The sequence below is a fragment of the Micromonospora sp. NPDC005252 genome (assembly GCF_042872475.1).
Taxonomy (GTDB): Bacteria; Actinomycetota; Actinomycetes; order Mycobacteriales; family Micromonosporaceae; genus Micromonospora.
In genome coordinates, this window is sequence record NZ_JBIAKN010000019.1 from 40,866 (window position 1) to 61,067 (window position 20,202).

The 20,202-nt window shown below is 72.9% G+C and carries 19 protein-coding genes; 11 read left to right on the forward strand and 8 right to left on the reverse strand.

Going from position 1 to position 20,202, the window contains the following annotated elements:
• Positions 1-76: 76 nt before the first annotated feature.
• Positions 77-976: a hypothetical protein gene (locus ACFYPH_RS29420; RefSeq protein ID WP_387186308.1), complete on the forward strand. Its 900-nt coding sequence runs from the start codon at positions 77-79 to the stop codon at positions 974-976.
• A 63-nt stretch (positions 977-1,039) separates the two neighbouring features.
• Positions 1,040-2,785 carry a DEAD/DEAH box helicase gene (locus tag ACFYPH_RS29425; protein WP_354858976.1) on the forward strand — a complete coding sequence of 582 codons (1,746 nt, stop codon included), beginning with the start codon at positions 1,040-1,042 and terminating at the stop codon, positions 2,783-2,785.
• 47 nt (positions 2,786-2,832) lie between these two features.
• Here the strand turns inward: ACFYPH_RS29425 and ACFYPH_RS29430 are convergent, their stop codons facing one another.
• From ACFYPH_RS29430 to ACFYPH_RS29445, 4 genes are all read right to left on the reverse strand, one after another.
• Positions 2,833-3,234 carry a DoxX family protein gene (locus tag ACFYPH_RS29430; protein ID WP_354858978.1) on the reverse strand — a complete coding sequence of 134 codons (402 nt, stop codon included), beginning with the start codon at positions 3,232-3,234 and terminating at the stop codon, positions 2,833-2,835.
• 132 nt (positions 3,235-3,366) lie between these two features.
• Positions 3,367-5,697: an endopeptidase La gene (gene lon / locus ACFYPH_RS29435; RefSeq protein ID WP_387186310.1), complete on the reverse strand. Its 2,331-nt coding sequence runs from the start codon at positions 5,695-5,697 to the stop codon at positions 3,367-3,369.
• A 38-nt stretch (positions 5,698-5,735) separates the two neighbouring features.
• Positions 5,736-6,017, reverse strand: a complete 282-nt coding sequence (locus tag ACFYPH_RS29440; RefSeq protein ID WP_387186312.1) for a hypothetical protein — start codon at positions 6,015-6,017, stop codon at positions 5,736-5,738.
• 72 nt (positions 6,018-6,089) lie between these two features.
• Positions 6,090-6,407, reverse strand: coding sequence for a manganese catalase family protein (locus ACFYPH_RS29445; protein WP_355068355.1), 318 nt, complete (start codon positions 6,405-6,407; stop codon positions 6,090-6,092).
• Here ACFYPH_RS29445 and ACFYPH_RS29450 point away from each other — a divergent pair.
• Together ACFYPH_RS29450 and ACFYPH_RS29455 are read left to right on the forward strand one after the other, a co-directional pair.
• The gene (locus ACFYPH_RS29450) at positions 6,406-6,552 is read left to right on the forward strand and encodes a LuxR C-terminal-related transcriptional regulator (RefSeq protein ID WP_354858985.1); all 147 of its coding nucleotides are present in this window, start codon (positions 6,406-6,408) and stop codon (positions 6,550-6,552) included. The two genes, ACFYPH_RS29445 and ACFYPH_RS29450, sit on opposite strands and share 2 nt — an antisense overlap.
• A 155-nt stretch (positions 6,553-6,707) precedes the next feature.
• A complete protein-coding gene (locus ACFYPH_RS29455) occupies positions 6,708-7,055 on the forward strand; it encodes an Lsr2 family protein (RefSeq protein WP_007460530.1) in 348 nt (115 codons plus the stop codon).
• A 108-nt stretch (positions 7,056-7,163) separates the two neighbouring features.
• Here ACFYPH_RS29455 and ACFYPH_RS29460 read toward each other — a convergent pair whose 3' ends face one another.
• Positions 7,164-8,483: a hypothetical protein gene (locus ACFYPH_RS29460; RefSeq protein ID WP_387186315.1), complete on the reverse strand. Its 1,320-nt coding sequence runs from the start codon at positions 8,481-8,483 to the stop codon at positions 7,164-7,166.
• 293 nt (positions 8,484-8,776) lie between these two features.
• The gene (locus ACFYPH_RS29465; RefSeq protein WP_387186317.1) at positions 8,777-9,643 is read right to left on the reverse strand and encodes a hypothetical protein; all 867 of its coding nucleotides are present in this window, start codon (positions 9,641-9,643) and stop codon (positions 8,777-8,779) included.
• A 718-nt stretch (positions 9,644-10,361) separates the two neighbouring features.
• On the opposite strand from ACFYPH_RS29465, the gene ACFYPH_RS29470 reads away from it, so the two are divergent.
• The 4 genes from ACFYPH_RS29470 (at position 10,362) to ACFYPH_RS29485 (ending at position 13,002) form a co-directional block, all read left to right on the forward strand.
• Positions 10,362-11,138, forward strand: coding sequence for an Asp23/Gls24 family envelope stress response protein (locus ACFYPH_RS29470; protein ID WP_387186319.1), 777 nt, complete (start codon positions 10,362-10,364; stop codon positions 11,136-11,138).
• On the forward strand, positions 11,135-11,695 hold the full coding sequence (locus ACFYPH_RS29475) for a hypothetical protein (RefSeq protein ID WP_387186321.1): 561 nt from the start codon (positions 11,135-11,137) through the stop codon (positions 11,693-11,695). The genes ACFYPH_RS29470 and ACFYPH_RS29475 overlap by 4 nt, the downstream gene beginning before the upstream one ends.
• A gap of 163 nt (positions 11,696-11,858) precedes the next feature.
• Positions 11,859-12,416, forward strand: coding sequence for a hypothetical protein (locus ACFYPH_RS29480; protein WP_387186323.1), 558 nt, complete (start codon positions 11,859-11,861; stop codon positions 12,414-12,416).
• A gap of 193 nt (positions 12,417-12,609) precedes the next feature.
• Positions 12,610-13,002, forward strand: coding sequence for an FKBP-type peptidyl-prolyl cis-trans isomerase (locus tag ACFYPH_RS29485; protein WP_387186325.1), 393 nt, complete (start codon positions 12,610-12,612; stop codon positions 13,000-13,002).
• Between the two features lie 132 nt (positions 13,003-13,134).
• Here the strand turns inward: ACFYPH_RS29485 and ACFYPH_RS29490 are convergent, their stop codons facing one another.
• Complete coding sequence (locus ACFYPH_RS29490) at positions 13,135-13,557, reverse strand: STAS domain-containing protein (RefSeq protein WP_355068341.1); 423 nt, start codon at positions 13,555-13,557, stop codon at positions 13,135-13,137.
• A gap of 201 nt (positions 13,558-13,758) precedes the next feature.
• On the opposite strand from ACFYPH_RS29490, the gene ACFYPH_RS29495 reads away from it, so the two are divergent.
• Entirely contained in the window at positions 13,759-14,775 is a 1,017-nt protein-coding gene (locus ACFYPH_RS29495) for an SMP-30/gluconolactonase/LRE family protein (RefSeq protein ID WP_354859006.1), read from the forward strand.
• A 108-nt stretch (positions 14,776-14,883) separates the two neighbouring features.
• Here the strand turns inward: ACFYPH_RS29495 and ACFYPH_RS29500 are convergent, their stop codons facing one another.
• Positions 14,884-16,143, reverse strand: coding sequence for an Ig-like domain-containing protein (locus ACFYPH_RS29500; protein WP_387186327.1), 1,260 nt, complete (start codon positions 16,141-16,143; stop codon positions 14,884-14,886).
• An 822-nt stretch (positions 16,144-16,965) separates the two neighbouring features.
• On the opposite strand from ACFYPH_RS29500, the gene ACFYPH_RS29505 reads away from it, so the two are divergent.
• On the forward strand, positions 16,966-17,940 hold the full coding sequence (locus tag ACFYPH_RS29505; RefSeq protein WP_355137231.1) for a sugar phosphate isomerase/epimerase: 975 nt from the start codon (positions 16,966-16,968) through the stop codon (positions 17,938-17,940).
• A gap of 20 nt (positions 17,941-17,960) precedes the next feature.
• Entirely contained in the window at positions 17,961-20,066 is a 2,106-nt protein-coding gene (locus ACFYPH_RS29510) for a PQQ-dependent sugar dehydrogenase (protein ID WP_387186329.1), read from the forward strand.
• The last annotated feature ends 136 nt before the right edge of the window (positions 20,067-20,202 follow it).

A 20,202-nucleotide genomic window follows, 5' to 3' on the forward strand; every position in this document is an offset into this window, starting at 1 on the left:
GAACCGTGCGGCCCGCACGAACTTCCGGTGACGGACGCATCTGCCCTTGCCGCCGCGCCGCCGGCAGGGTCGAGGCATGGACAAGACACAGATGTACGCGGACACCGCACCCGTCGTACCGTCGGCCGCGCCCGTGCCGACCGGTCAGCCGGCGCCCCCGGTCCCGGCGGCGACCGGCGGCAGGCGGGGGTGGTGGTGGCACCTCGGCGAGATGGCGATCGCGATGCTCGTCGGGATGCTGCTGCTCGGCCCGCTGTGGGACGCGGCCGGCACCCTGCTCGGGGTGGGCGCGACGCTGGGTCGCCCGGAGGTGGCCGCGCTGGTGATGGCCACGAACATGACCGTCGGCATGACCGTGTGGATGCGTCACCGGGGGCACCGCTGGCGTGGGGTGGGCGAGATGGCCGCCACGATGTACGTTCCGTTCCTGCTGCTGCTCGTGCCGTTTCGGGCCGGTCTGCTGGACGGCGACGCCCTGCTGCTCGGCGGGCACCTGCTGATGGTGCCGGCCATGGTGCTGGTGGCGGTCCGCCACCGGCACCACACACCGACGGCGGTACGCCGGCACCCGGCCGTGGTGGCGCTCGCCCGTCGCTGGCCGACCGGGCTCGCGCTGCTGATGACAGTCGACATGTGGGTCGACCCGGGGGTGCTCAGCCCGTGGACGATGCTGGTGCTGCCCGGCGGCTACCTGGTGATCGGCGTGGCCCGGCGGACGCTGCGCGGGCCGGGCGTGCTCGCCACTCAACTCGCCGGTCTGGCGGCCTGGGTCGCCCTGACGCTGGTCGCCGTCGCGGCGGGCGGACGGACCGCCGCGTGGCTGGTGGCGTTCGGGTGGCTGACGCACGCAGGCTGGGACCTGGTGCACCACCGCACCGGCCGGGTGGTGCCACGCGCCTACGCCGAGTGGTGCGGGGTGCTCGACGCGGCCCTCGCGGCGGTGATGGTGCTGGCGATCCTGACCGCCGCCGGCTGACCCGGGTGCGCTCTTGTGCCGGTCGGCGCAGCGGCCCGGACGGCGGAATGAAAGGCTTGGCACATGAGTTCCGCACCTGCACAGCACGATGCACCGACTGACGCACCGACTGACGCCACCCCCGCCGGCACCGAAGAGGTGTACGCCTTCACCGAGCTGGGGCTGCGACCCGAGCTGCTGGGCGCGTTGGCCGCCCTCGGCTACGAGGAGCCGACCCCCATCCAGCGGGAGGCTATCCCACCGCTGCTGGAGGGTCGGGATCTGCTGGGTCAGGCCGCCACCGGCACCGGCAAGACGGCGGCGTTCGCGCTGCCACTGTTGAACCTCATGACGGCCCACCGCGACGGCGGGGACCCGGTGGCGCTGGTGCTGGTGCCGACGCGGGAGCTGGCGGTGCAGGTGTCCGAGGCGTTCCACCGCTACGGCAAGGACCTGGGCGCGCGAGTGCTGCCGATCTACGGTGGGCAGCCAATCGGGCGGCAGCTACGGGCCCTGGACATGGGCGTCGACGTGGTGGTGGCCACCCCGGGTCGTGCCCTCGACCACATCGCCCGGGGCACCCTGCGCCTCGGTGGCCTGGCCACCGTCGTGCTCGACGAGGCCGACGAGATGCTCGACATGGGCTTCGCCGAGGACATCGAGGCGATCCTGGAGCACGCCCCCGCGCAGCGCCAGACGGTGCTGTTCTCGGCCACCATGCCGTCCCGGATCGACGGGATGGCCCGCCAGCACCTGCGCGAGCCGGTCCGCATCGAGATCGGCCGGGAGCCGACGGTGGCCGGCGAGGCGCCCCGGGTGCGGCAGAGCGCGTACATCGTGACGCGCGCGCACAAGCCGGCCGCGCTGGGCCGGGTCCTGGACGTCGAGTCGCCCACGGCGGCGATCGTGTTCTGCCGCAGCCGCGAGGAGGTGGACCGGCTGACCGAGACGATGAACGGCCGGGGCTACCGCTCCGAGGCGCTGCACGGCGGGATGAGCCAGGAGCAGCGCGACCGGGTGATGGGCCGGCTGCGGGCCGGCACCGCCGACCTGCTGGTCGCCACCGACGTGGCCGCCCGTGGGCTGGACGTCGAGCAGCTCACCCACGTGGTCAACTACGACGTGCCGTCGGCGCCGGAGTCGTACGTGCACCGGATCGGTCGGGTGGGCCGGGCCGGTCGGGAGGGCGTGGCGATCACCCTCGCCGAGCCGCGTGAGCACCGGATGCTCAAGACCATCGAGCGGGTGACCGGCCAGCGGATCACCATCGACAAGATCCCCACCGTGGCCGACATGCGGACCCGCCGGCTGGAGCTGACCCAGGCGGCGCTGCGGGAGAGCCTGCTGGAGGACGACCTGGACCCGTTCCGGGTGATCGTGGAGACGCTTACCGACGAGTTCGACCTGATGGAGGTCGCGCTCGCCGCGGTGAAACTGGCGCACGAGGTGACGTCCCCCGGCTCCGACGACGAGGAGGAGATCCCGCAGGCGCCGGTGCGCGGCCCGCGCGAGGGTCGGCCGGAGGCCGGTGGCCGGGGCGGCGACCGGCGCGGCGGGGGTCGGCCCCGCTCGGGCGGTGGCAACACCGTCCAGGTCTTCGTCGGCCTGGGCCGGCGCGCGGGCGTGCGCCCGCAGGATCTGGTCGGCGCGATCACCGGCGAGACCGGGATCCGCGGCCGGGACATCGGCTCGATCGAGATCGCCGACCGTTTCTCCCTGGTGGAGGTGCCGCAGGGGGTGGCCGACGAGGTGATCTCCGGGCTGCGCTCCAGCACCATCAAGGGCCGCAAGGCCACGGTTCGTCGCGACCGCGGCGGCGAGGGGCGCTGAGCGCGCCGCCGGCGACCGCCGGGGTACGACGGTCGCCGGCGAGAGGCTCAGAAGGAGTACGGCCCGAATCGGCCCCACGCCACCAGGGCGGCGAGGACAAGCAGCACGACGCAGGTGATCGCGCCCTGGATCTCCAGCTTGCGTCGGTCGCCGGTGCGCGTCTTCATGTCGCGCAGGTGCACCAGGATGCCGCCGACCATGACGATGACCAGCCCGACGGCGGCGAGCGGGGTGAGCACGGTGGCGATGCCGGTGAGGGCGGGCAGCACGAGCCCGATGGCGGCCAGCAGCTCGACGGCGCCGAGGGCCTTGACCTGGGTCGGCGGGACCGGGTCGACCCAGCCCATCCGGTCGCGCAGCTTCTCCTTGGGTTGGGTCAGCTTGGCCAGGCCGGCGCCGGCGAAGACGACGGCGAGCAGGATCTGGATGATCCAGAGCACCAGGTTCACGGGGGTTTCCTCCGGGGGAACCGCCTCGCGGCGGAGAGGTGATTGAGGGTTCAAGCGAGACAGTAGACCCCTGTGCGCGTACATCAATGGCCCCCGCCGTCAGAAGACGGCGGGGGCCATTGGTTCGGAGCGTCAGACCTTGAAGAGCGCCGGACCGTCCAGCGCCTGGACGTCGGCCGGGCGCAGCGCCAGGGCGAGCACGTCGGCCACGTCGGCCAGGGTGTGCACGGTCAGCGCCTCGCGCACCTCGGTCGGCAGGTCGTCCAGGTCCGGCTCGTTACGCGCCGGGATGATGACCTCGGTGAGGCCGGCCCGGTGCGCGGCGAGCAGCTTCTGCTTCACCCCGCCGATCGGCAGCACCCGTCCGGAGAGCGTCACCTCGCCGGTCATCCCGAACTCGGGGCGGACCGGGCGACCGGTGACCAGCGACGCCAGGGCCGTCACCATGGTGATGCCGGCGCTCGGGCCGTCCTTGGGCACCGCGCCCGCCGGGAAGTGGACGTGGATCCGGCGCCCGGCCAGGACGTTCGGGTCGATGCCGAACCGCCGCCCGTTGGAGCGCAGGTAGGAGAGCGCGATGTGCGCCGACTCCTTCATCACGTCACCGAGCTGGCCGGTCAGGGTCAGCCCCGGCTCGCCCTCCATGCTCGTCGCCTCGATGAAGAGCACGTCCCCGCCGGCGCCCGTGACGGCGAGGCCGGTGGCCACGCCGGGCACCGCGGTGCGCTCGGCCGACTCCGGGGTGAACTTCGGCCGCCCCAGGTAGCCGGTGAGGTTGTCGGTGTCGACGCGTACCGGCGACGGGTCGGTCGCCAGCGTCACCGCCACCTTGCGCAGGATCTTGGCCAGCGCCCGTTCGAGCTGCCGGACGCCCGCCTCCCGGGTGTACTCCCCCGCGATCAGCGCCAACGCCTCGTCGGCGACGCTTACCTCGTCGGCGGTCAGACCGGCCCGCTCCCGCTGCCGGGGCAGCAGGTGGTCGCGGGCGATGGCGACCTTCTCGTCCTCGGTGTAGCCGTCCAGGGTGACCAGCTCCATCCGGTCCAGCAGGGGGCCGGGGATGGACTCCACCACGTTGGCGGTGGCCAGGAACAGCACGTCGGACAGGTCCAGGTCGACCTCCAGGTAGTGATCCCGGAAGGTGTGGTTCTGCGCCGGGTCGAGCACCTCCAGCAGGGCGGCGGCCGGGTCGCCGGCGTAGCCGGCGGCCAGCTTGTCCACCTCGTCGAGAAGCACGACCGGGTTCATCGAGCCGGCCTCGCGCAGCGCGCGCACGATCCGGCCGGGCAGCGCGCCCACGTAGGTACGCCGGTGACCGCGGATCTCCGCCTCGTCGCGGACGCCGCCGAGCGACACCCGGACGAAGTTGCGCCCGAGCGCCCGGGCCACGGACTCGCCGAGGCTGGTCTTGCCGACCCCGGGAGGACCGGCGAGGGCGAGCACCGCGCCGGAGCCGCGACCGCCGACCACGCCGAGGTTGCGCTCGGCCCGGCGGTTGCGCACCGCGAGGTACTCCAGGATGCGGTCCTTCACGTCGGCCAGGCCGGCGTGGTCGGCGTCGAGCACCGCCCGGGCCGCGCCCAGGTCGGTGTTGTCCTGGGTACGCGTACCCCACGGCATTTCCAGCACGGTGTCCAGCCAGGTGCGGATCCAGCCCGCCTCCGGGGAGGCGTCACTGGCCCGCTCCAGCTTGCCGACCTCGCGCATCGCCGCCTCGCGGACCTTGTCCGGCAGGTCGGCGCTCTCCACCCGGGAGCGGTAGTCGGCCGAGCCGTCGGGCTCGTCCTCGCCCAGCTCCTTGCGGATCGCGGCGAGCTGCTGGCGCAGCAGGAACTCCCGCTGCGACTTCTCCAGGCCCTCGCGGACGTCGCTGTTGATCTGCTCGGTGACCTCCTGCTCGGCCAGGTACGCCTTGACCCAGCCGACCAGCAGCTCCAGCCGGGCGGTGACGTCCGGCGCGGCGAGCAGCTCGGTCTTCTGGTCCAGGGTCAACCAGGGCGCGTAGCCGGCCGAGTCGGCCAGCTCGGACAGGTCGGTCATCCGCTCCACCGCGTCGATGACCTGCCAGGCGCCTCGCTGCTGGAGCACGGAGGTCACCAGGGCGCGGTACTCGCGGGCGAGTTCCCGGGCACGGCCGGCGGGAGCGGGTTCGTCGAGTTCGGTCGCCTCGACCCAGAGGGCCGCGCCGGGGCCGGGCACGCCGGAGCCGATCCGGGCCCGGGACAGGCCACGGACCACGGCGGCAGGCTCACCGTCGGGCAGCCGGCCGACCTTCTCGATGGTGGCGACCACGCCGACCGGGCCGTACTCGCCGTCGATACGCGGCACGGCCAGCAGCTTGCGGTCGCCGGTCGTCCGGGCCGCGTCGATGGCGGCCTGGGTGGTCGGGTCGAGGGTCACCGGGATGACCATGCCGGGCAGCAGCACGGCGTCGGTCAGGGGAAGTACCGGAAGAGTTGCCATCGAACACCTGCTATCGCGTTGAGTTGAGCGTGTCTCACTCAAGTAACAAAGCGTTCCCCTTGTTCCGAGGTGTGACCCAGACCACTGCCCGGCGCCGGCGGGCGAACCGGCAGCACCAGCTCCCGGACCGCCCGGACGCCGCCGGCAAGCGCCACGGCGACGGGAATGGCCAGGCTGGTCAACGACAGGGCGAGCACCACCCGGGCGGGCAGCCCGACGCCGACGGCGAGCGCGGTCAACACCGTGCAGACCACAAGCTTCACCCGGGTACGCGACAGCGGGACGACGGCGGTGTCCCGGACGGACGCGACGACGGACATGCGCTTCTCCTCCTCGTTTCCTGGGTGGGCCGGTCCCGTCCCGTGCGGGGCGGGCGACCCGACGAGACGACCTCAGGTGAGCTTGCTCGTGACGGTGTCCACGGCGCTGCCGGCCATGCCCGGGTTGGTGCCGTACAGCCGCGGGTCACCGGGCGGCAGCACCGGCTCGGGGGCGTTCGCGCGCGGATTGTCGTCGTAGCGGAACTCGCCCCTGCCGTCCGGCGCGGGCCCGGACGCCCAGCGCCCCTGGGCGGCGTCGGTGCCGGAGGAGAAGCCCAGGTAGGTGTAGCCGAACTCGTCGGTGAACTCCCCGGAATCCGGGAAGGCGTCCGGCACCGGCATGTCCTCCAGGCCGTCCTCCTTGAGCTGCTCGATGGCGGCCAGCCACATGAGCACCGTCGACGTCGCCGAGGAACTGCACGTCTCGGAACGGACGGTGAAACGGATGACCGCCGCGCTGCTGCGCAAGCTGCGGGTCTCCAACCGCGCGCAGGCGGCGGCCATCGCCGGCCACGCCGGCCTGCTTACCGATTGACGCGCCGGCAACGCCCGCGATTCCGCGTCGGTTCGCGGTTTTGTGCGCCACTCAATCGCGACGCGCCGAATGAATGGGACGCATATTGTTGCGGATTCCCCGGGTGGTAGGTCAGACTTTGGACACATCCCGCCACACACAGGGAGTAATCGGCAATGGCGAGAAAAGTAATCACGGTCCTGACCGACGACCTCGACGGCGGGAAGGCCGACCGGACGGTCGAGTTCAGTCTCGACGGCGTGGCCTACACGATCGACGTCTCGGACGAGAATGCCGGCGTCCTGCGTAAGGCGCTGGACCCGTACATCAATGCGGGTCGGCGGATCGGTCGGGGCCCGGCGGAGAACACACGGACAGTTCGGCGGCCGGGGCGACCCAGCGGCGCCGGAATGGACCGCGAGCAGAACCGGGCGATCCGGGAATGGGCCGTCAAGAACGGCTACAAGATTTCCGAGCGGGGCCGGATCCCGGTCGAGGTCGTCGAGGCGTACAAGAGCCGCTGACACACGGCAACAGCGACGGGGTCCCGCCGGAAACGGCAGGACCCCGTCGCTGTGTGCGTGGCCGGCCACCCGGGGCTGTCCACCCCGACTGGCCGGCCGACTGTCGAATCAGTTCACGTTGATGCGGATCGAGTCGAAGGCGGGGGTCTGGTTCGCCCGCTCCATCATCGGCAGACGGTGCGAGCCGTCACCGGCCCAGACCGAGCACTGCGCCGTACCCGATTCCGGCAGGCCCGGAATCTGAATGGTCACGTCGTCCGGCTGGGCGCCACCGCGACCGTCCTCGGTCGCGACGAAGAACGCCGGCACCTCCTGCGGCTCCGGCGGCGCGGTCAGGCTGTCCAGCATCCGGCAGGCGGTGTGGAAGTGACCCCGGACCAGGCCCTGGGCGTTGAGCAGCGAGCTCTCCACGTAGTACCCACCCTGACCGGCCGCGAGGAAGCGGTCACGGACCAGGTTCTTGGTGCTGACCCGCAGGGTGAAGGGCTGGTTGCGGCCGACCTGCTGCGGGAACTGGGTGATCAGCAGCGACGGGTTGTTGGCGGCGGCGCCGACCTCACCGAACTCGGTGCTCACGCACCGGTTGCCGTTCTGGAAACCGTTGTGCGGCTGCAACTGGCTCTCGTCGCAGTTGTTGGCCAGCACGCCGAGCCCCGCGCCGGGGGCGTTGCCGCCATTGTTCCCGCCGTTGTTGTTGCCGCCGCCGGTGTTTCCGCCACCGCCGGTGTTTCCGCCGCCGGTGTTCCCACCGTTGTTGTTGCCACCGCCGGTGTTCCCACCGTTGTTGTTCCCGCCACCGGTGCTGCCGCCGTTGTTGTTACCGGTCGGCTGCACCTGGCACTCGGCGAGCTGCGCCAAACCCTGCGGACGCGGTCCGACCCGGTCGATAGCGGTCGTGATCCGGTCCAGCACCGCCTTACGCTTTCCGGCCAGCGGCTGCAGGATCGCACTGCGGATGAAATCGGCGCCCTTGTTGCCCTCGGCGGCCAGCCGTCGATCGGCCTCGGCGATCTGGGTCTGCAACTGTGCGAGATTACGGTCGACCTCGGCTCGCGCCCGATCCGGCACCTGCGGCAGCTTGGCCGCCACATCGGGACAGGCGACGGCCGAGCCGGTGCCCACCGTGCCGTCCTTGGCGTCCTCGCACTCCGCCACCGACTCCTGACCGTCACCCCAGTGGTTACGCACCCACCGACCGTTCTGCCAGGTGCGGCTGGTCGAGGCGCCACTCGGCGCGGTCGAGCCCGGGCTCGGCTCCACGCACTGCCCGGCGGCTGGCCGGGGCTTGTTCGTCCGCCGGTCCTGGGCCGACGAGATCTGGGTGACGGCGACTACTCCGCCGAAGACCACGAGCGTGCCGACAACGGCCAGCAGACGCTTGCTCCGCGCGATGCCGGGTGACCGGCGCGCCCGAGTGGACCTGCGCATCGAATTGCTCTCCTTCTCGATCCGGTAGTGGATTCCTGCCCTCGGCGGACCGACGGATGTGAGATGGCACGCCACGGCGGCGACCACCGCGACCTACCCGGTAACGTGTCGATGGCCGACGATGCCCTTTCCGCACCGTCTCCCGCGTCCGGTCGACGCGGTTGGGGAGATCCTCTTCATTCGCGCAGGAGTACGGGACGGCGATGGGGAAGGTTCAACCCGCGCACAGGAAAATTTGCTCCGCCCCCGAGCGGATCGGGTGCGGAGCAGGGTTCAGCAGGGAAAGTGGCCGGTCAGTCCGCGCAGAGGTGGTCGAACGCGAAACCGCCCACCAGCTCGTCCCGCCGCCGGCTCAACGCGACGATCTCCGTGGTGAGGTCCGCGCGCGCCAGCAGGTCCGGGCCGTCCGGCCGCACGGCGCGCAGCCGTTCGCCGACCGCGACGGTCGCCAGGTCCTCGGCCAGCCGGGCCGCGTCGACGCCGCAGGAGAAGCGCTGCGCGGTCACCGAGACCCGCTCGACCAGGCAGGCGTCCGGGCGCACCTGGACCCAGCTCCAGCCCTCCGCCGGGCCCTCGGCCCAGTGCACGTGCAGCCCGCGCACGATCGGGTCGGCCAGGCGCCCGGCCACGTACGCCTCGACCGCCGCCGCGCGGGTCAACGTGCCGAGGTCGTTCACCGGGCCGGTCCGGCCGTCCGGAAGCCGTCCGAGGATGTCGCGGAAGCCCACCGGAGCGGGCTCGTCCCCGGTGCCGCCCGCCGCGTAGGCGCGCGCGTCGACCACGTACTCGACGAGGCGCCGGCCGTGCTCGGCGGCCCGCAGCGTCGGTGACCCGATGCGCAGCACGGGCAGTCCGACGGCCGCGCTCACGGCGTCGGTGAGGCGCTCGACGCGCTGCTCGGTCGACCCGGCAGGCGGGACCGGACCGATCGCCACGGCGACGACCGGCCGCCCGGTGTCGGCGGCGCTGACCACGAGGTCGAACGCCGCCCGGCTGGCCGAACCCCACTGGCTGCCCGTGACGCCGGGCGGACGCCCCTGCACCAGCTCGCTGAGCCGGCACGTCCCGTACACCCGGTGGCCGGCGCGGTCGAACAGCGCGTCGCGTCCACCATCGGCGGGCATCGCCCGCAGCCAGCCGCGATCACCGCTGCTCGTCATCTGCCTGATCCATCCGCCGGTCGGTCGAACCGCGCCGAGTCTAGGCGGTCGATCATGGTGTGCGCCTCGGCGGTGCGGCCCGGACGGCCGGGCCGGGCGGGCGTTCCCCGGGGAGCTGCTCCCAGTACCCCCGGGTGACGGCCATGTCGTGGTGGGCCGCGTTGCCCGCACCGGGCGCGTCGACGCCGAGCACCAGGACTGGGCGGGCCGACCCGGAGACGTTCGGGGTGCCGCGGTGGATGGTCAGTCCGAATGGATCTCCACCGTTGTAGAAGCCTGTCAAGGGTCGGCGGGCGATGCCAGCGCTCGACAGGCTCCTGTGACCTGGATCACATGCGGGTCGTGTTCCAGGACGCCCGGCGAGGTGTATCCAGCGAGGTCGCCCGTAGCGGACCGGCTGGGAGGTCAGCGCATGTCGCGTCAGCAGTTCGGCACCCTCGCCGCGCGCGGGCCGGGTCCTCGCCGACCCCGGGGGGAGCGCCCGCGTCGACCTCGCCAGCCGCGCCCCGCCGGTGATCCGACCATCCGCCGCCGACCGAACGCCGACCGAACGGGACGACACCACAGACTTCCCCCGCGCCCCACCCCCACCCGTTCCACCCCGAACGCCGACCCGACCGGCGGCGGGCCGCGCCCCGCCGCGCACCGACCGGCCGGCGAAAACGGCGCGGCCCAGGTCGGGCGGATCGCGGCCGACGCGGCCGGACGGGTGCCGGGCGTGTCCGACGTCCGCCCGGCAACCGTCCGCGTGGGCGACCGGTCCGTGGGCCTCGACCTGAACCTCATCATCGAGTACGGCCACCACGTGCCCGCCGTCGCCGACGCGGTCCGCCGGGCGGTCGCCGAGCAGGTGCTCGCCGGCACCGGCCGCGCGGTGGCAGCGGTGACGATCACGGTGCGGGACCTGGTGGTGACCGGCTCGGCCGACGACGTCCCGCCGCACCGACCGGTCGCACGCCCCGAGCTGACCACGGCGACCGCCAACCGGGTGGCGTCCGCGCTGCTGGCCGTCGCCCTGCTCGCCGGCGGCGTCCTGCTGGCCGCGCAGGCGCTGCTGGTCACGCTGGGTCGCCCGACGCCGCTGCTCATCCGCCCCGGGTGGTACGGCGCGCTGACCACCACCCGGTGGCACGATCCCGGCGTACGGGCAGCGGCCGCCGCCGCCGCGCTGCTGGGCCTGCTCGTCCTGACCGCCCAACTGCGCCGGTGGACGCCGGTCCGACTGCGAGTCGACCCGCGCGACGGCTGGCACCTGCACCGGCGGTGCGTGGAACGCCGGCTGACCGACGCGGCGGACACCGTGCCGGGCGTACGCGGAACCCGGGTGCGGGTCCGGCGCCACGGCGACCGGTGGCGACCCCGGTTGCGCGCCACCGGCGACCCGGCGGCCCGCGCCGAGGTCGAGTTCGCCGTGCGCCAGGAGCTGCGTCAGCTCGCCTCGCCACGCGCCGACCGCGTCGACGTCCGGCTGCTGCCCCGCCGGCGGCCGGCATGACCGATGCCGCGCACCGCCTGCTGTGGACGATCGTCGCGCTGCTGCTGGTCGCCGGCGGTGCGACCGCGCTGGCAGCCGGTTCCGGCACGCTGCCGTTCGGCGACCCCGACGCGGTCCTGCTCGGCGGCGGGCTGGTGGACGCGTGGCGGCTCGCGACGCCCTGGAGCACCCTGGCCGCGGCGGTCGGCGGGCTGCTGACCGCCGTCGCCGGCCAGCGCCTGCTGCACCGGGCGCTACGCCGACCCGACCGGGCCCTGCGGGGCACGCTGAGCCGCCCCGGACGCCTGCCCGGTCGCACCCGAATGGCCAGCGAGGTGCTCGTACGCGCGCTGGAACGGGACCTGCTGCGCGCGCCCGGGGTGCACCGGGCCCGGGTGGTGCTCACCGGCACGCCACCGCGCCCCGACGTGTGGGTCCGGGTGGACCTGACCAGCGATGCCCGCGCCGCCGGAGTCCGCGAGCACGTCCACGAATCGGTCCGCCGATTCGCCACGACGGCCGGCTGCCAACCCGCACACCTCGACGTGACGGCCCGGATCGCGCCGGCCCGACCCTGAGCCGGTCGCCGCCGAGGCCCCACCAGACGACCACCCCGAACAGCAGGGCCGTTGGGGGTCCAAGGTCCCGGGCCGGTGCGGTCCGTCGGCCCTGCCGAGGGCGCCGCCGCGAGCGTCTGATGGAGATGCCACCGGGAAGCGCGGTGCGAGGCAGAGAAGGGACGTGGACACCATGACCGCGACGATCGAGCGGACCACCGCCGAGACCACCGCTCCGGCGACCGGCACCACCCGAGAGAAGGCCACCCGGTACGTCCTGGCCGGCACCCGGATGGCGCTCGGCTGGATCTTCCTCTGGGCCTTCCTCGACAAGCTGTTCGGCCTCGGCCACGAGACCGGGTCGAAGAACGCCTGGATCAACGGGGGCAGCCCCACCAAGGGCTTCCTCACCTTCGGGGTCGCCGGCCCGTTCAAGGACGTCTACACCGGCATCGCCGGCGCCGCCTGGGCCGACTGGCTGTTCATGGCCGGCCTCGCCGGGATCGGCATCGCGCTCCTGCTCGGCGTCGGCATGCGGGTCGCGGCCGTGGCCGGTGGGCTGCTGCTGGTCCTCATGTGGACCGCCGTCCTGCCTCCGGAGAACAACCTCTTCATGGACGACCACCTGATCTACGCCGCGGTGCTCGCGGTCCTGGCGCTGGTCGACGCCGGCGACACCTGGGGCCTCGGGAAGCTCTGGGCGAGGCTGCCGATCGTCGCGCGGGCGCCCTGGCTGCGGTGAGCACCACCGCACCGTCGCACGGCGGGCGTCACCACCGGTGACGCCCGCCGAGACGCGGACCCCAGTTCGGTGATCCGGGGTCGGGTCCGGACGCGTCGGGGCAGGTGGCGGGTCCGCCGCACATCGGTGACGCGCTATCCGGCAGGATCGACGGTGACCGGACACATCACCCAACACGGCAGGAGATCCCCACATGAACCAGGCAGCAGGCGCCCGATCGGGCAAGCCCGAGGTGGGTCCGATCGAGGGTGCGCCGCCGGCCGACCTCGTGGTCGAGGACATCACCGTGGGCGACGGCCCGCAGGCCGAGCCGGGTCAGTTGGTCAGCGTTCACTACGTCGGCGTGTCCCACTCCACCGGCGGCGAGTTCGACTCGTCCTGGAACCGGGGCGAGGCGTTCGAGTTCCCGCTCGGCGGCGGTCAGGTCATCGCCGGCTGGGACCAGGGCGTGGCGGGGATGCGCGTCGGCGGCCGTCGCCGCCTCACCATCCCGCCGCACCTGGGGTACGGCGACCGCGGCGCTGCCGGCGTCATCAAGCCGGGCGAGACGCTGATCTTCGTCGTCGACCTGCTCGGCGTGGGCTGATCGAACGTGGCAGGGGTCGTTCGGCCCGATGCCGGGCGGCCCCTGAGCGCGCCCGCTGCCGGCGTCGGACCGCTGGTCGGCGTGCGCACGTCCGCGTTTCGGACGGGGCCCCTGCTCACACCGCGGTCAGCGTCAGGCGGCCAGCACCAGGCCGCCGGCCGCGGCCGGCGGACGACGGGCGGCCTCGACCAGATCGGCTGGCACCGGACGACGGGCGGCCTCGACCACCCGGCCGGGCTCGAGGATCGGCATCACCCGGTGCAGGCCGGTGGCGCGCAGCACCCGGGCCACCACCGGGGTGGGATCGACCAGGACCAGCTCGCCGCCCCGGGCCCGGACGCGCAGGTGCGCGGCGAGCAACGCGCGCACCCCGGCCGCGGAGAGCAGGCGCAGCCCGGACATCTCCAGCTGCACGACCGGCCGTGCCGGCGCGGACCACAGAGCGGACCGGAAGGCGGCAACGGTGGCGATGTCGACCTCGCCGGCCACCCGCACCTGGACCACCTGGTCACCGACGCTGACCTGCACGTCGATCCGGTCGCTGCGCTCTTCCATGAGGTGAAATCTAGCCCCCACCACCGACAGTTTCGCCCCTCCGCGGAGTGATCCCGGGTACGCCCAGGGTCATCCCCCGATGTGCCCCTCATCCCCCTAGGGGTGGAGGCCAGGGCCCTCGCGGTCGGCCGAACGGCCAGGTGCCGCGCCGCGTGCACGGCGCTCCAGGTCGACAGGGCATCGGCGGTGGAGAATGACCCGATGGTGATCCCCCGGCCCCGGCCGCCACGGCTGATCCGTCCCGTCCGCGAACCGGCCACCGTCCCGCCTCCGCTCAACGGCGTGTGGGCGGCCACGGACCGCCGGCTCGACCAGGTCGACCTCCTGCCCCTCCCCCCGGGGGCCGTCGGGCCGGAGGACGTGCTTGTCGACCCGAGCGGCCGGGTCATCAGCGGCGACGAGGACGGCAACATCTGGTGGTGGCCGGCCGACGCGCCGGCCGGCACCCAACCCCGGCTGCTGGCCGAGACCGGCGGCCGGCCGCTCGGCATCGAGGCGGATCCGTCCGGGGAGGCGCTCATCGTGTGCGACGCGTACCGCGGGTTGCTGCGGGTCACGCCGGACGGGGCGGTCCGCGAGCTGACCGGCACGGCGCCGCCGGTGCACCTGGCCAACAACGCGACGGTGGCCCGCGACGGCACCGTCTACTTCACCGACTCGTCGGACCGGTTCCCGGTCTCGCACTGGAAGCGGGACCTGCTGGAGCACCGCCCCAACGGCCGTGTGCTGGCCCACCACCCGGGCAGTGGACGCACCGAGGTGGTGGCCGACGGGCTGTACTTCCCCAACGGGATCGCGCTGACCCCCGACGAGTCGGCGCTGATGCTGGTCGAGACCACCACCCACCGGCTGCTCCGCGTGGAGTTGCGCGGCGGGGTGCGGGTGCTCGCCGACCTGCCCGCGTACCCGGACAATCTCTCCGCGGTGGGCGACGGGACGTACTGGATCGCCCTGCCCAGCCCCCGGGTGCCCATCGCCGAACGGCTGCTGCCGCACCCGCGGCTGCGCCAGCTCGCCGCTCTGCTGCCCGACGCGATGCAGCCGCAGCCGCGCCGCTACGGGCTGGTCGCGCTGGTCGACGGCGAGGGCACGGTCCGTCGTACGCTGCACGGCCCGGCCGGGAACTACTGGATGATCACCGGGGTACGACAGCACGGCGACCAGCTCTGGCTGGGCAGCCTCATCGGGCCCGGCGTGGCCCGCGTACCCCTGGGATGACCGCCTGGCTCGCGCCCGGCGTGGCGGGCGGTGGCCGACCCGGACGCGGCCGGGGTGCCTGCACGGCGAACGGGCCGACCCACCGCGACGGTGGGTCGGCCCGGTGCCTCAGCGCCCGCTGATCGAGGGCGCCGGCGCGGGTGACCCGCCGGCCACCGCGCCCGGGTGCGCCGGGGCGACCGGCGCGGGCTTGAGCCCGGACGGCACCGGCAGGGCGCTGCCCTTGACGAACTCGTCCCAACTCACGTTCCACGCCGTCCAGCCGTTGCCGGGTTGCAGGTCGACCTCGGTGCCCTTGACGGTGACCAGGTCGCCGACCTGGGTCACCCCCATCAGCCAGTCCGCGGCCGTGGCGGAGACGTTCGCGCAGCCGTGCGAGGTGTTGGTGTAGCCCTGCTCGCCCTCCGACCAGGGGGCCGAGTGGATGAACTCACCACCCCAGGTGAGCCGCTGGGCGTCGTCGACGTCGACCACGTAGCCGCCGTTCGGCTCACCCCGGGTGTCGAAGGTGGTCCGCTCGTGCTTCTCCATGATCACCATCTTGCCGCTGGAACTGGGCGTGCTCGGCTTGCCCAGGCTCACCGGGATGCGACGCACCAGCTTGCCGTCGCGCAGCACCGTCATCTGCTTCGTGGCGTTGTCGATCTCCAGCGAGACCTGTTTCCCGATCTTCGAGGTCGCGGTCCGCTCGGCGTCCCCGACCAGGTTCTTGCCGATCGGCAAGCCCTCCAGCCCCGCCCGGACACTGATCGTCGTCCCCGGCCGCCAGAAATCGGGCGCCCGGTAATAGACCTGACTTCCGTCGTCCAGCCACGACCAGGTACCCGGCTGCGGCGGATTCGTCTTCACGAACAACCGGCGCTGCACATCCGCCCTGGCCTCTTTCGGAATTGCCGGGTCGAACGCCACGGTTACCGGCATTGCCGTGCCGTACGTCCGGTTGCCGACGAAATAGAGGGTGCTGGTGATCTGCGGCTTCGTGGACTTGGCCATCGTGGTGAACGTGGTCGTCCGCGTCGTGGTCGCACCCGAGTCACCGGTCGCGGTCACCTCCGCGGTGTACGTACGCCGAGCTGCCAGCGGCGCGCTCGGCACCCAACCGGAGCCGTCCTCGCGCGGCTCCGCCTTGACCTGCGCGCCCTTGTCGTCGGTGAGCCGGACAGCGGTGACCCGTCCACCCTTGACCACCGCGCCGACCTCGGCGCTGATCGGAACGTCCCGGGTCTTGTCCCCCGGTGTCACGGTGAGCTCCGGCGCCGCGACGTGTCCCTTGGCCGGCCCGTCCCGGTCGGCGGTACATCCGGCCAGCACGAGCGGTGCGGCCGCGATAGCTACCGCCAACAGCGTCAATCGCCGCCTAGATGTCATGTTCAGTCCCCCCGTTTTCGACTGCCCTCCGCCACATTCTGTCGGCCCCGACAGGAGTATCCAGGGCCTTCGGAAATAATCGGCGGCGCATTTATTGGCGCATTTTCCGACCCTGCGCCGGTTGGCGAGAAAAACGCACGAGTGCCGCCTTGAGGCACGTCCGCACTCCCGCACGTCACCCGACCCGCAACGTCCGGTCCCACCCCGACCCCGCCACGCCCGCACCTATCGCCGTCGTTGCACGACTCGCGCCCCGGGCCCCGGGCCCCGGGCCCCGCGCCCGCGCCCGCGCCCCGCGCCCCGCGCCCCGCGCCCCGCGCCCCGCGCCGAGATCATCGCGACATCGGGGATGGGGCGGTTTCCGACGCGCGGGAGGCAGCAACATCGCCGATGTCGTGTGGATCTCCGCGAGGAATCGGCCGATCGGCGAGCAGGGCTTCGGACCGGTGCGCCCCTCGGGTCGCGCTCGGCCGGAATGGCGTGTAAGACGGGCACGCATGACGGGTCGGCGCGGCTGCCGCACCTGCTGGGAGGACTTTTGTCATTTGAAGCGAAACTTCTGCTCGTCGAGACGAAGCTTTGCCTTTGTCCGGAGGCAAGGGTAGGGTCGGCTTTCAGATAGAAGGTTGCCCATTCGTCAATCAGCCTGCCTGCCTCCCTTGCCGGGTCGGCCGCGGTCCCCCTCAGGGGCGCCGACCGCCCCGAAGCGTCGTCCTCACCGTCCAGCCGGAGCGCGCCTCCGGCCGGTTCGGCGCGCCCCGGCAAAGGCAGCCGGTCGACAGCTGCCGACGGCACACCAGCCGTCAGGAAGGGACCACCACCATGGATCACCAGACCAACCGCTCGGAGCCGACAGCGACCTCCGAGTCGGTCAGTCGGCGCGGACTGCTGCGCGCCGCGACCGTCTCCGCCGCCGCCGTCGGCGCCGCCGGGCTCCTCGCCGGCCCGGCGAACGCCGCGCCGGCAGGCGACACCGCCGCCCGGGGCCAGTCCCACGGCCGGCGTCGGGTGCCGGTGGACCGCATCAGCATCCAGCTCTACACCGTGCGTGACCAGCTCGCCGCCGATCTGCCGGGCACCCTGACCGCCCTGCGGCGCATCGGTTACCGGCGGGTGGAGCACGCCGGCTTCGTGGGGCGTACGGCGGCGGAGTTCCGGGCCGCGCTCGACGCGGCCGGGCTGCGCGCCACGTCCGGGCACACCGGCATCCCGCAGCCGTTCGACGCCGCCACCTGGGAACGTGCCCTCGCGGACGCCAACACGGTGGGCTGCAAGAAGATCGTCCACCCGTACTTCGGTCGGGACGCCCAGGGGCGTCCGTACCGGGACCCCGCCGTCTACCGTGCCCTGGCCCGGGATCTCAACCAGGCGGGCCGGCTGGCCGAGCGCGCCGGGCTCGATTTCGGCTACCACAACCACCAGTTGGAGTTCGTGCCGCTGACCGACGGCTCAACCGGCTTCGAGATCCTCACCGGGCAGACCGATCCCCGGCTGGTCCACTTCGAACTCGACCTGTACTGGACCTGGCGGGGCGCACACGACCCGGTCGACGTGATCCGGGCCAACCGCGGCCGGATCCGCCAGGTGCACGTCAAGGACCTGGACGTCGAGGGCGGCTTCGCGGACCTGGGCGACGGCGTCATCGACTTCGGCCGGATCTTCGACCACGAGCGGGAGGCGGGCATCGAGGAGTACATCGTGGAGCGCGACGACGCGGGCACCCCGCCGCGCGCCCCCGCCGACGCCCTTGACACCGCCCGGGTCGGCTTCGACTACCTCGCCGCACTCCGGTACTGACCACCTCGGGGAACTACCTGATGATGAACCGGACCGCTTTCCTGTCCGCCCTGCTCCTGGTGTCGGCCGGCCTGGTCGCGCCGACGACGGCGGCAGCCGCCGCGCCGGCGGCCCCGCCGCCGGACAGCAGCTTCCAGAAGGTGACGCTCAACGACTTCCCCGGCGAGCCGATGAGCCTCGCCGTCCTGCCCGACCTGCGGGTGCTGCACACCTCCCGGACCGGCGAGGTCCGCATCCACGACCCGCGCACCGGGCTGAACACCATCGCCGCCGACATCCCGGTTTACGAGCACGACGAGGAGGGGTTGCAGGGCGTCGCCATCGACCCGAACTTCGCCCAGAACAAGTGGGTGTACCTCTACTACTCGCCGCCGCTGGACACGCCGGTGGACGACCCGGCGACCCCCGACGTCAACGAGGGGGACGCGCCGGCGGTCGGCACCGAGGCCGACTGGCAGCGGTTCCGGGGCGCGCTGCGGCTGTCCCGGTTCAAGCTGGACGGGATGAAGCTGAACCTCGCCAGCGAGCAGCAGATCATCGACGTGCCGACCGATCGGGGCATCTGCTGCCACGTCGGCGGCCAGATCGACTTCGACAGCAAGGGCAACCTGTACCTGTCGACCGGTGACGACACCAACCCGTTCGCCTCCGACGGCTACGTCCCGATCGACGAGCGGGCCGACCGCAACCCGGCGTACGACGCCCAGCGCACCGCGGCCAACACCAACGACCTGCGCGGCAAGCTGCTGCGCATCAAGGTGAAGGCCGGTGGCGGTTACACGGTGCCGGCCGGCAACCTGTTCAAGCCGGGCACGGCGCAGACCCGCCCGGAGATCTACGCGATGGGGCTGCGCAACGCGTTCCGGTTCGCCGTCGACCGGCGTACGGACAACGTGTACCTGGGCGACTACTCCCCCGACGCCTCCACCGCGAACCCGGCGCGCGGGCCGGCCGGACACGGCCGGTGGATGCTGATCGACAAGCCGGCGAACTACGGCTGGCCGTACTGCGTGACGCCGACGATGGCCTACCGCGACTACGACTTCGCCACCGGCGAGTCCGGTCCGAAGTTCAACTGCAAGCGGCCGGTCAACGACTCGCCGCACAACACCGGCAAGCGGCAACTGCCGCCGGTCCAGGCCCCGCAGGTCTGGTACGCGGCCGCCGCCTCGGCCGAGTTCCCGCAGCTGGGCACCGGCGGCATCGCCCCGATGGGCGGCCCAGCGTACGACTACGACGGGACCAGCACGTCGCGTACCCGGTGGCCGGCCTACTACGACGGGGTGCCGCTGTTCTACGAGTGGACCCGGGACTACATCAAGGAGTTCCGCCTCGACTCCGACGGGGACGTGCAGGACATCCGACCCGTAGCGCCGTCGCTGGTGGTGGACAACCCGATGGACATGGAGTTCGGTCCGGACGGCGCGCTCTACGTGCTGGAGTACGGAGACGGCTACTTCGCCGAGAACCCGGACGCCCAGCTGTCCCGGATCGACTTCGTCCGCGGCAACCGGACGCCGATCCCGAAGATCAGCGGTACGCCGACCGTCGGGCAGGCCCCGCTGACCGTCGCGTTCTCCAGCGCCGGCACCACCGACCCGGACGGTGACAAGCTGAGCTACGCGTGGGACTTCAACGCGGACGGCTCGGTGGACAGCACCGACGCCAACCCGACCTGGACGTTCCAGGAGAACGGCTCGTACACGCCGACGCTGAAGGTGACCGACCGCACCGGGCGGTCCGCCTCGGCGACCCTGCCGCTGCTGGTCGGACCGACCGCGCCGATCATCGAGTTCGTCGCCCCGGTGGCCGGGCAGCCGTTTGAGTTCGGGCAGACCGTCGCGTACGAGGTGAAGGTCACCGACGACCTGCCGGTGGACTGCTCCCGGGTGAAGGTCACCTACGTGCTCGGGCACGACCAGCACGGGCACCCGCTCTCCACGGCGACGGGGTGCTCCGGGACGATCCCCACCTTCGTGGACGGTGGGCACAGCGGCGCGGACAATCTCACCGCGGTCTTCGTCGCCGAGTACACCGACGCGCCGACGGAGCCCGGTGTGCCGCCGCAGACCGCCACGGCGACGGTCGTGCTGGATCCCACCCCGGTGGCCGGCCTGGCCGGCTGACCCACGCACGACGAGCGGCGGGGGGGGGGGGGGGGGGCCGCCCCCCCCCCCCCCGGGGGCGGCGGCGGGGGGGGCCCCCCCCCCCCGGCCCCCCGGGGGGGGGGGCCGCCCCCCCCCCCCCCCCCGGGGGGGCGGG

Excerpts from the sequence above, each read along its gene's own strand:
- ACFYPH_RS29420 (WP_387186308.1), top strand. The coding sequence starts at position 77 with ATGGACAAGACACAGATGTACGCGGACACCGCACCCGTCGTACCGTCG.
- ACFYPH_RS29425 (WP_354858976.1), top strand. The coding sequence starts at position 1,040 with ATGAGTTCCGCACCTGCACAGCACGATGCACCGACTGACGCACCGACT.
- lon (WP_387186310.1), bottom strand. The coding sequence starts at position 5,697 with ATGGCAACTCTTCCGGTACTTCCCCTGACCGACGCCGTGCTGCTGCCC.
- ACFYPH_RS29440 (WP_387186312.1), bottom strand. The coding sequence starts at position 6,017 with ATGTCCGTCGTCGCGTCCGTCCGGGACACCGCCGTCGTCCCGCTGTCG.
- ACFYPH_RS29450 (WP_354858985.1), top strand. The coding sequence starts at position 6,406 with ATGAGCACCGTCGACGTCGCCGAGGAACTGCACGTCTCGGAACGGACG.
- ACFYPH_RS29445 (WP_355068355.1), bottom strand. The coding sequence starts at position 6,407 with ATGTGGCTGGCCGCCATCGAGCAGCTCAAGGAGGACGGCCTGGAGGAC.
- ACFYPH_RS29455 (WP_007460530.1), top strand. The coding sequence starts at position 6,708 with ATGGCGAGAAAAGTAATCACGGTCCTGACCGACGACCTCGACGGCGGG.
- ACFYPH_RS29460 (WP_387186315.1), bottom strand. The coding sequence starts at position 8,483 with ATGCGCAGGTCCACTCGGGCGCGCCGGTCACCCGGCATCGCGCGGAGC.
- ACFYPH_RS29465 (WP_387186317.1), bottom strand. The coding sequence starts at position 9,643 with ATGACGAGCAGCGGTGATCGCGGCTGGCTGCGGGCGATGCCCGCCGAT.
- ACFYPH_RS29475 (WP_387186321.1), top strand. The coding sequence starts at position 11,135 with ATGACCGATGCCGCGCACCGCCTGCTGTGGACGATCGTCGCGCTGCTG.
- ACFYPH_RS29485 (WP_387186325.1), top strand. The coding sequence starts at position 12,610 with ATGAACCAGGCAGCAGGCGCCCGATCGGGCAAGCCCGAGGTGGGTCCG.
- ACFYPH_RS29490 (WP_355068341.1), bottom strand. The coding sequence starts at position 13,557 with ATGGAAGAGCGCAGCGACCGGATCGACGTGCAGGTCAGCGTCGGTGAC.
- ACFYPH_RS29495 (WP_354859006.1), top strand. The coding sequence starts at position 13,759 with ATGGTGATCCCCCGGCCCCGGCCGCCACGGCTGATCCGTCCCGTCCGC.
- ACFYPH_RS29500 (WP_387186327.1), bottom strand. The coding sequence starts at position 16,143 with ATGACATCTAGGCGGCGATTGACGCTGTTGGCGGTAGCTATCGCGGCC.
- ACFYPH_RS29505 (WP_355137231.1), top strand. The coding sequence starts at position 16,966 with ATGGATCACCAGACCAACCGCTCGGAGCCGACAGCGACCTCCGAGTCG.
- ACFYPH_RS29510 (WP_387186329.1), top strand. The coding sequence starts at position 17,961 with ATGATGAACCGGACCGCTTTCCTGTCCGCCCTGCTCCTGGTGTCGGCC.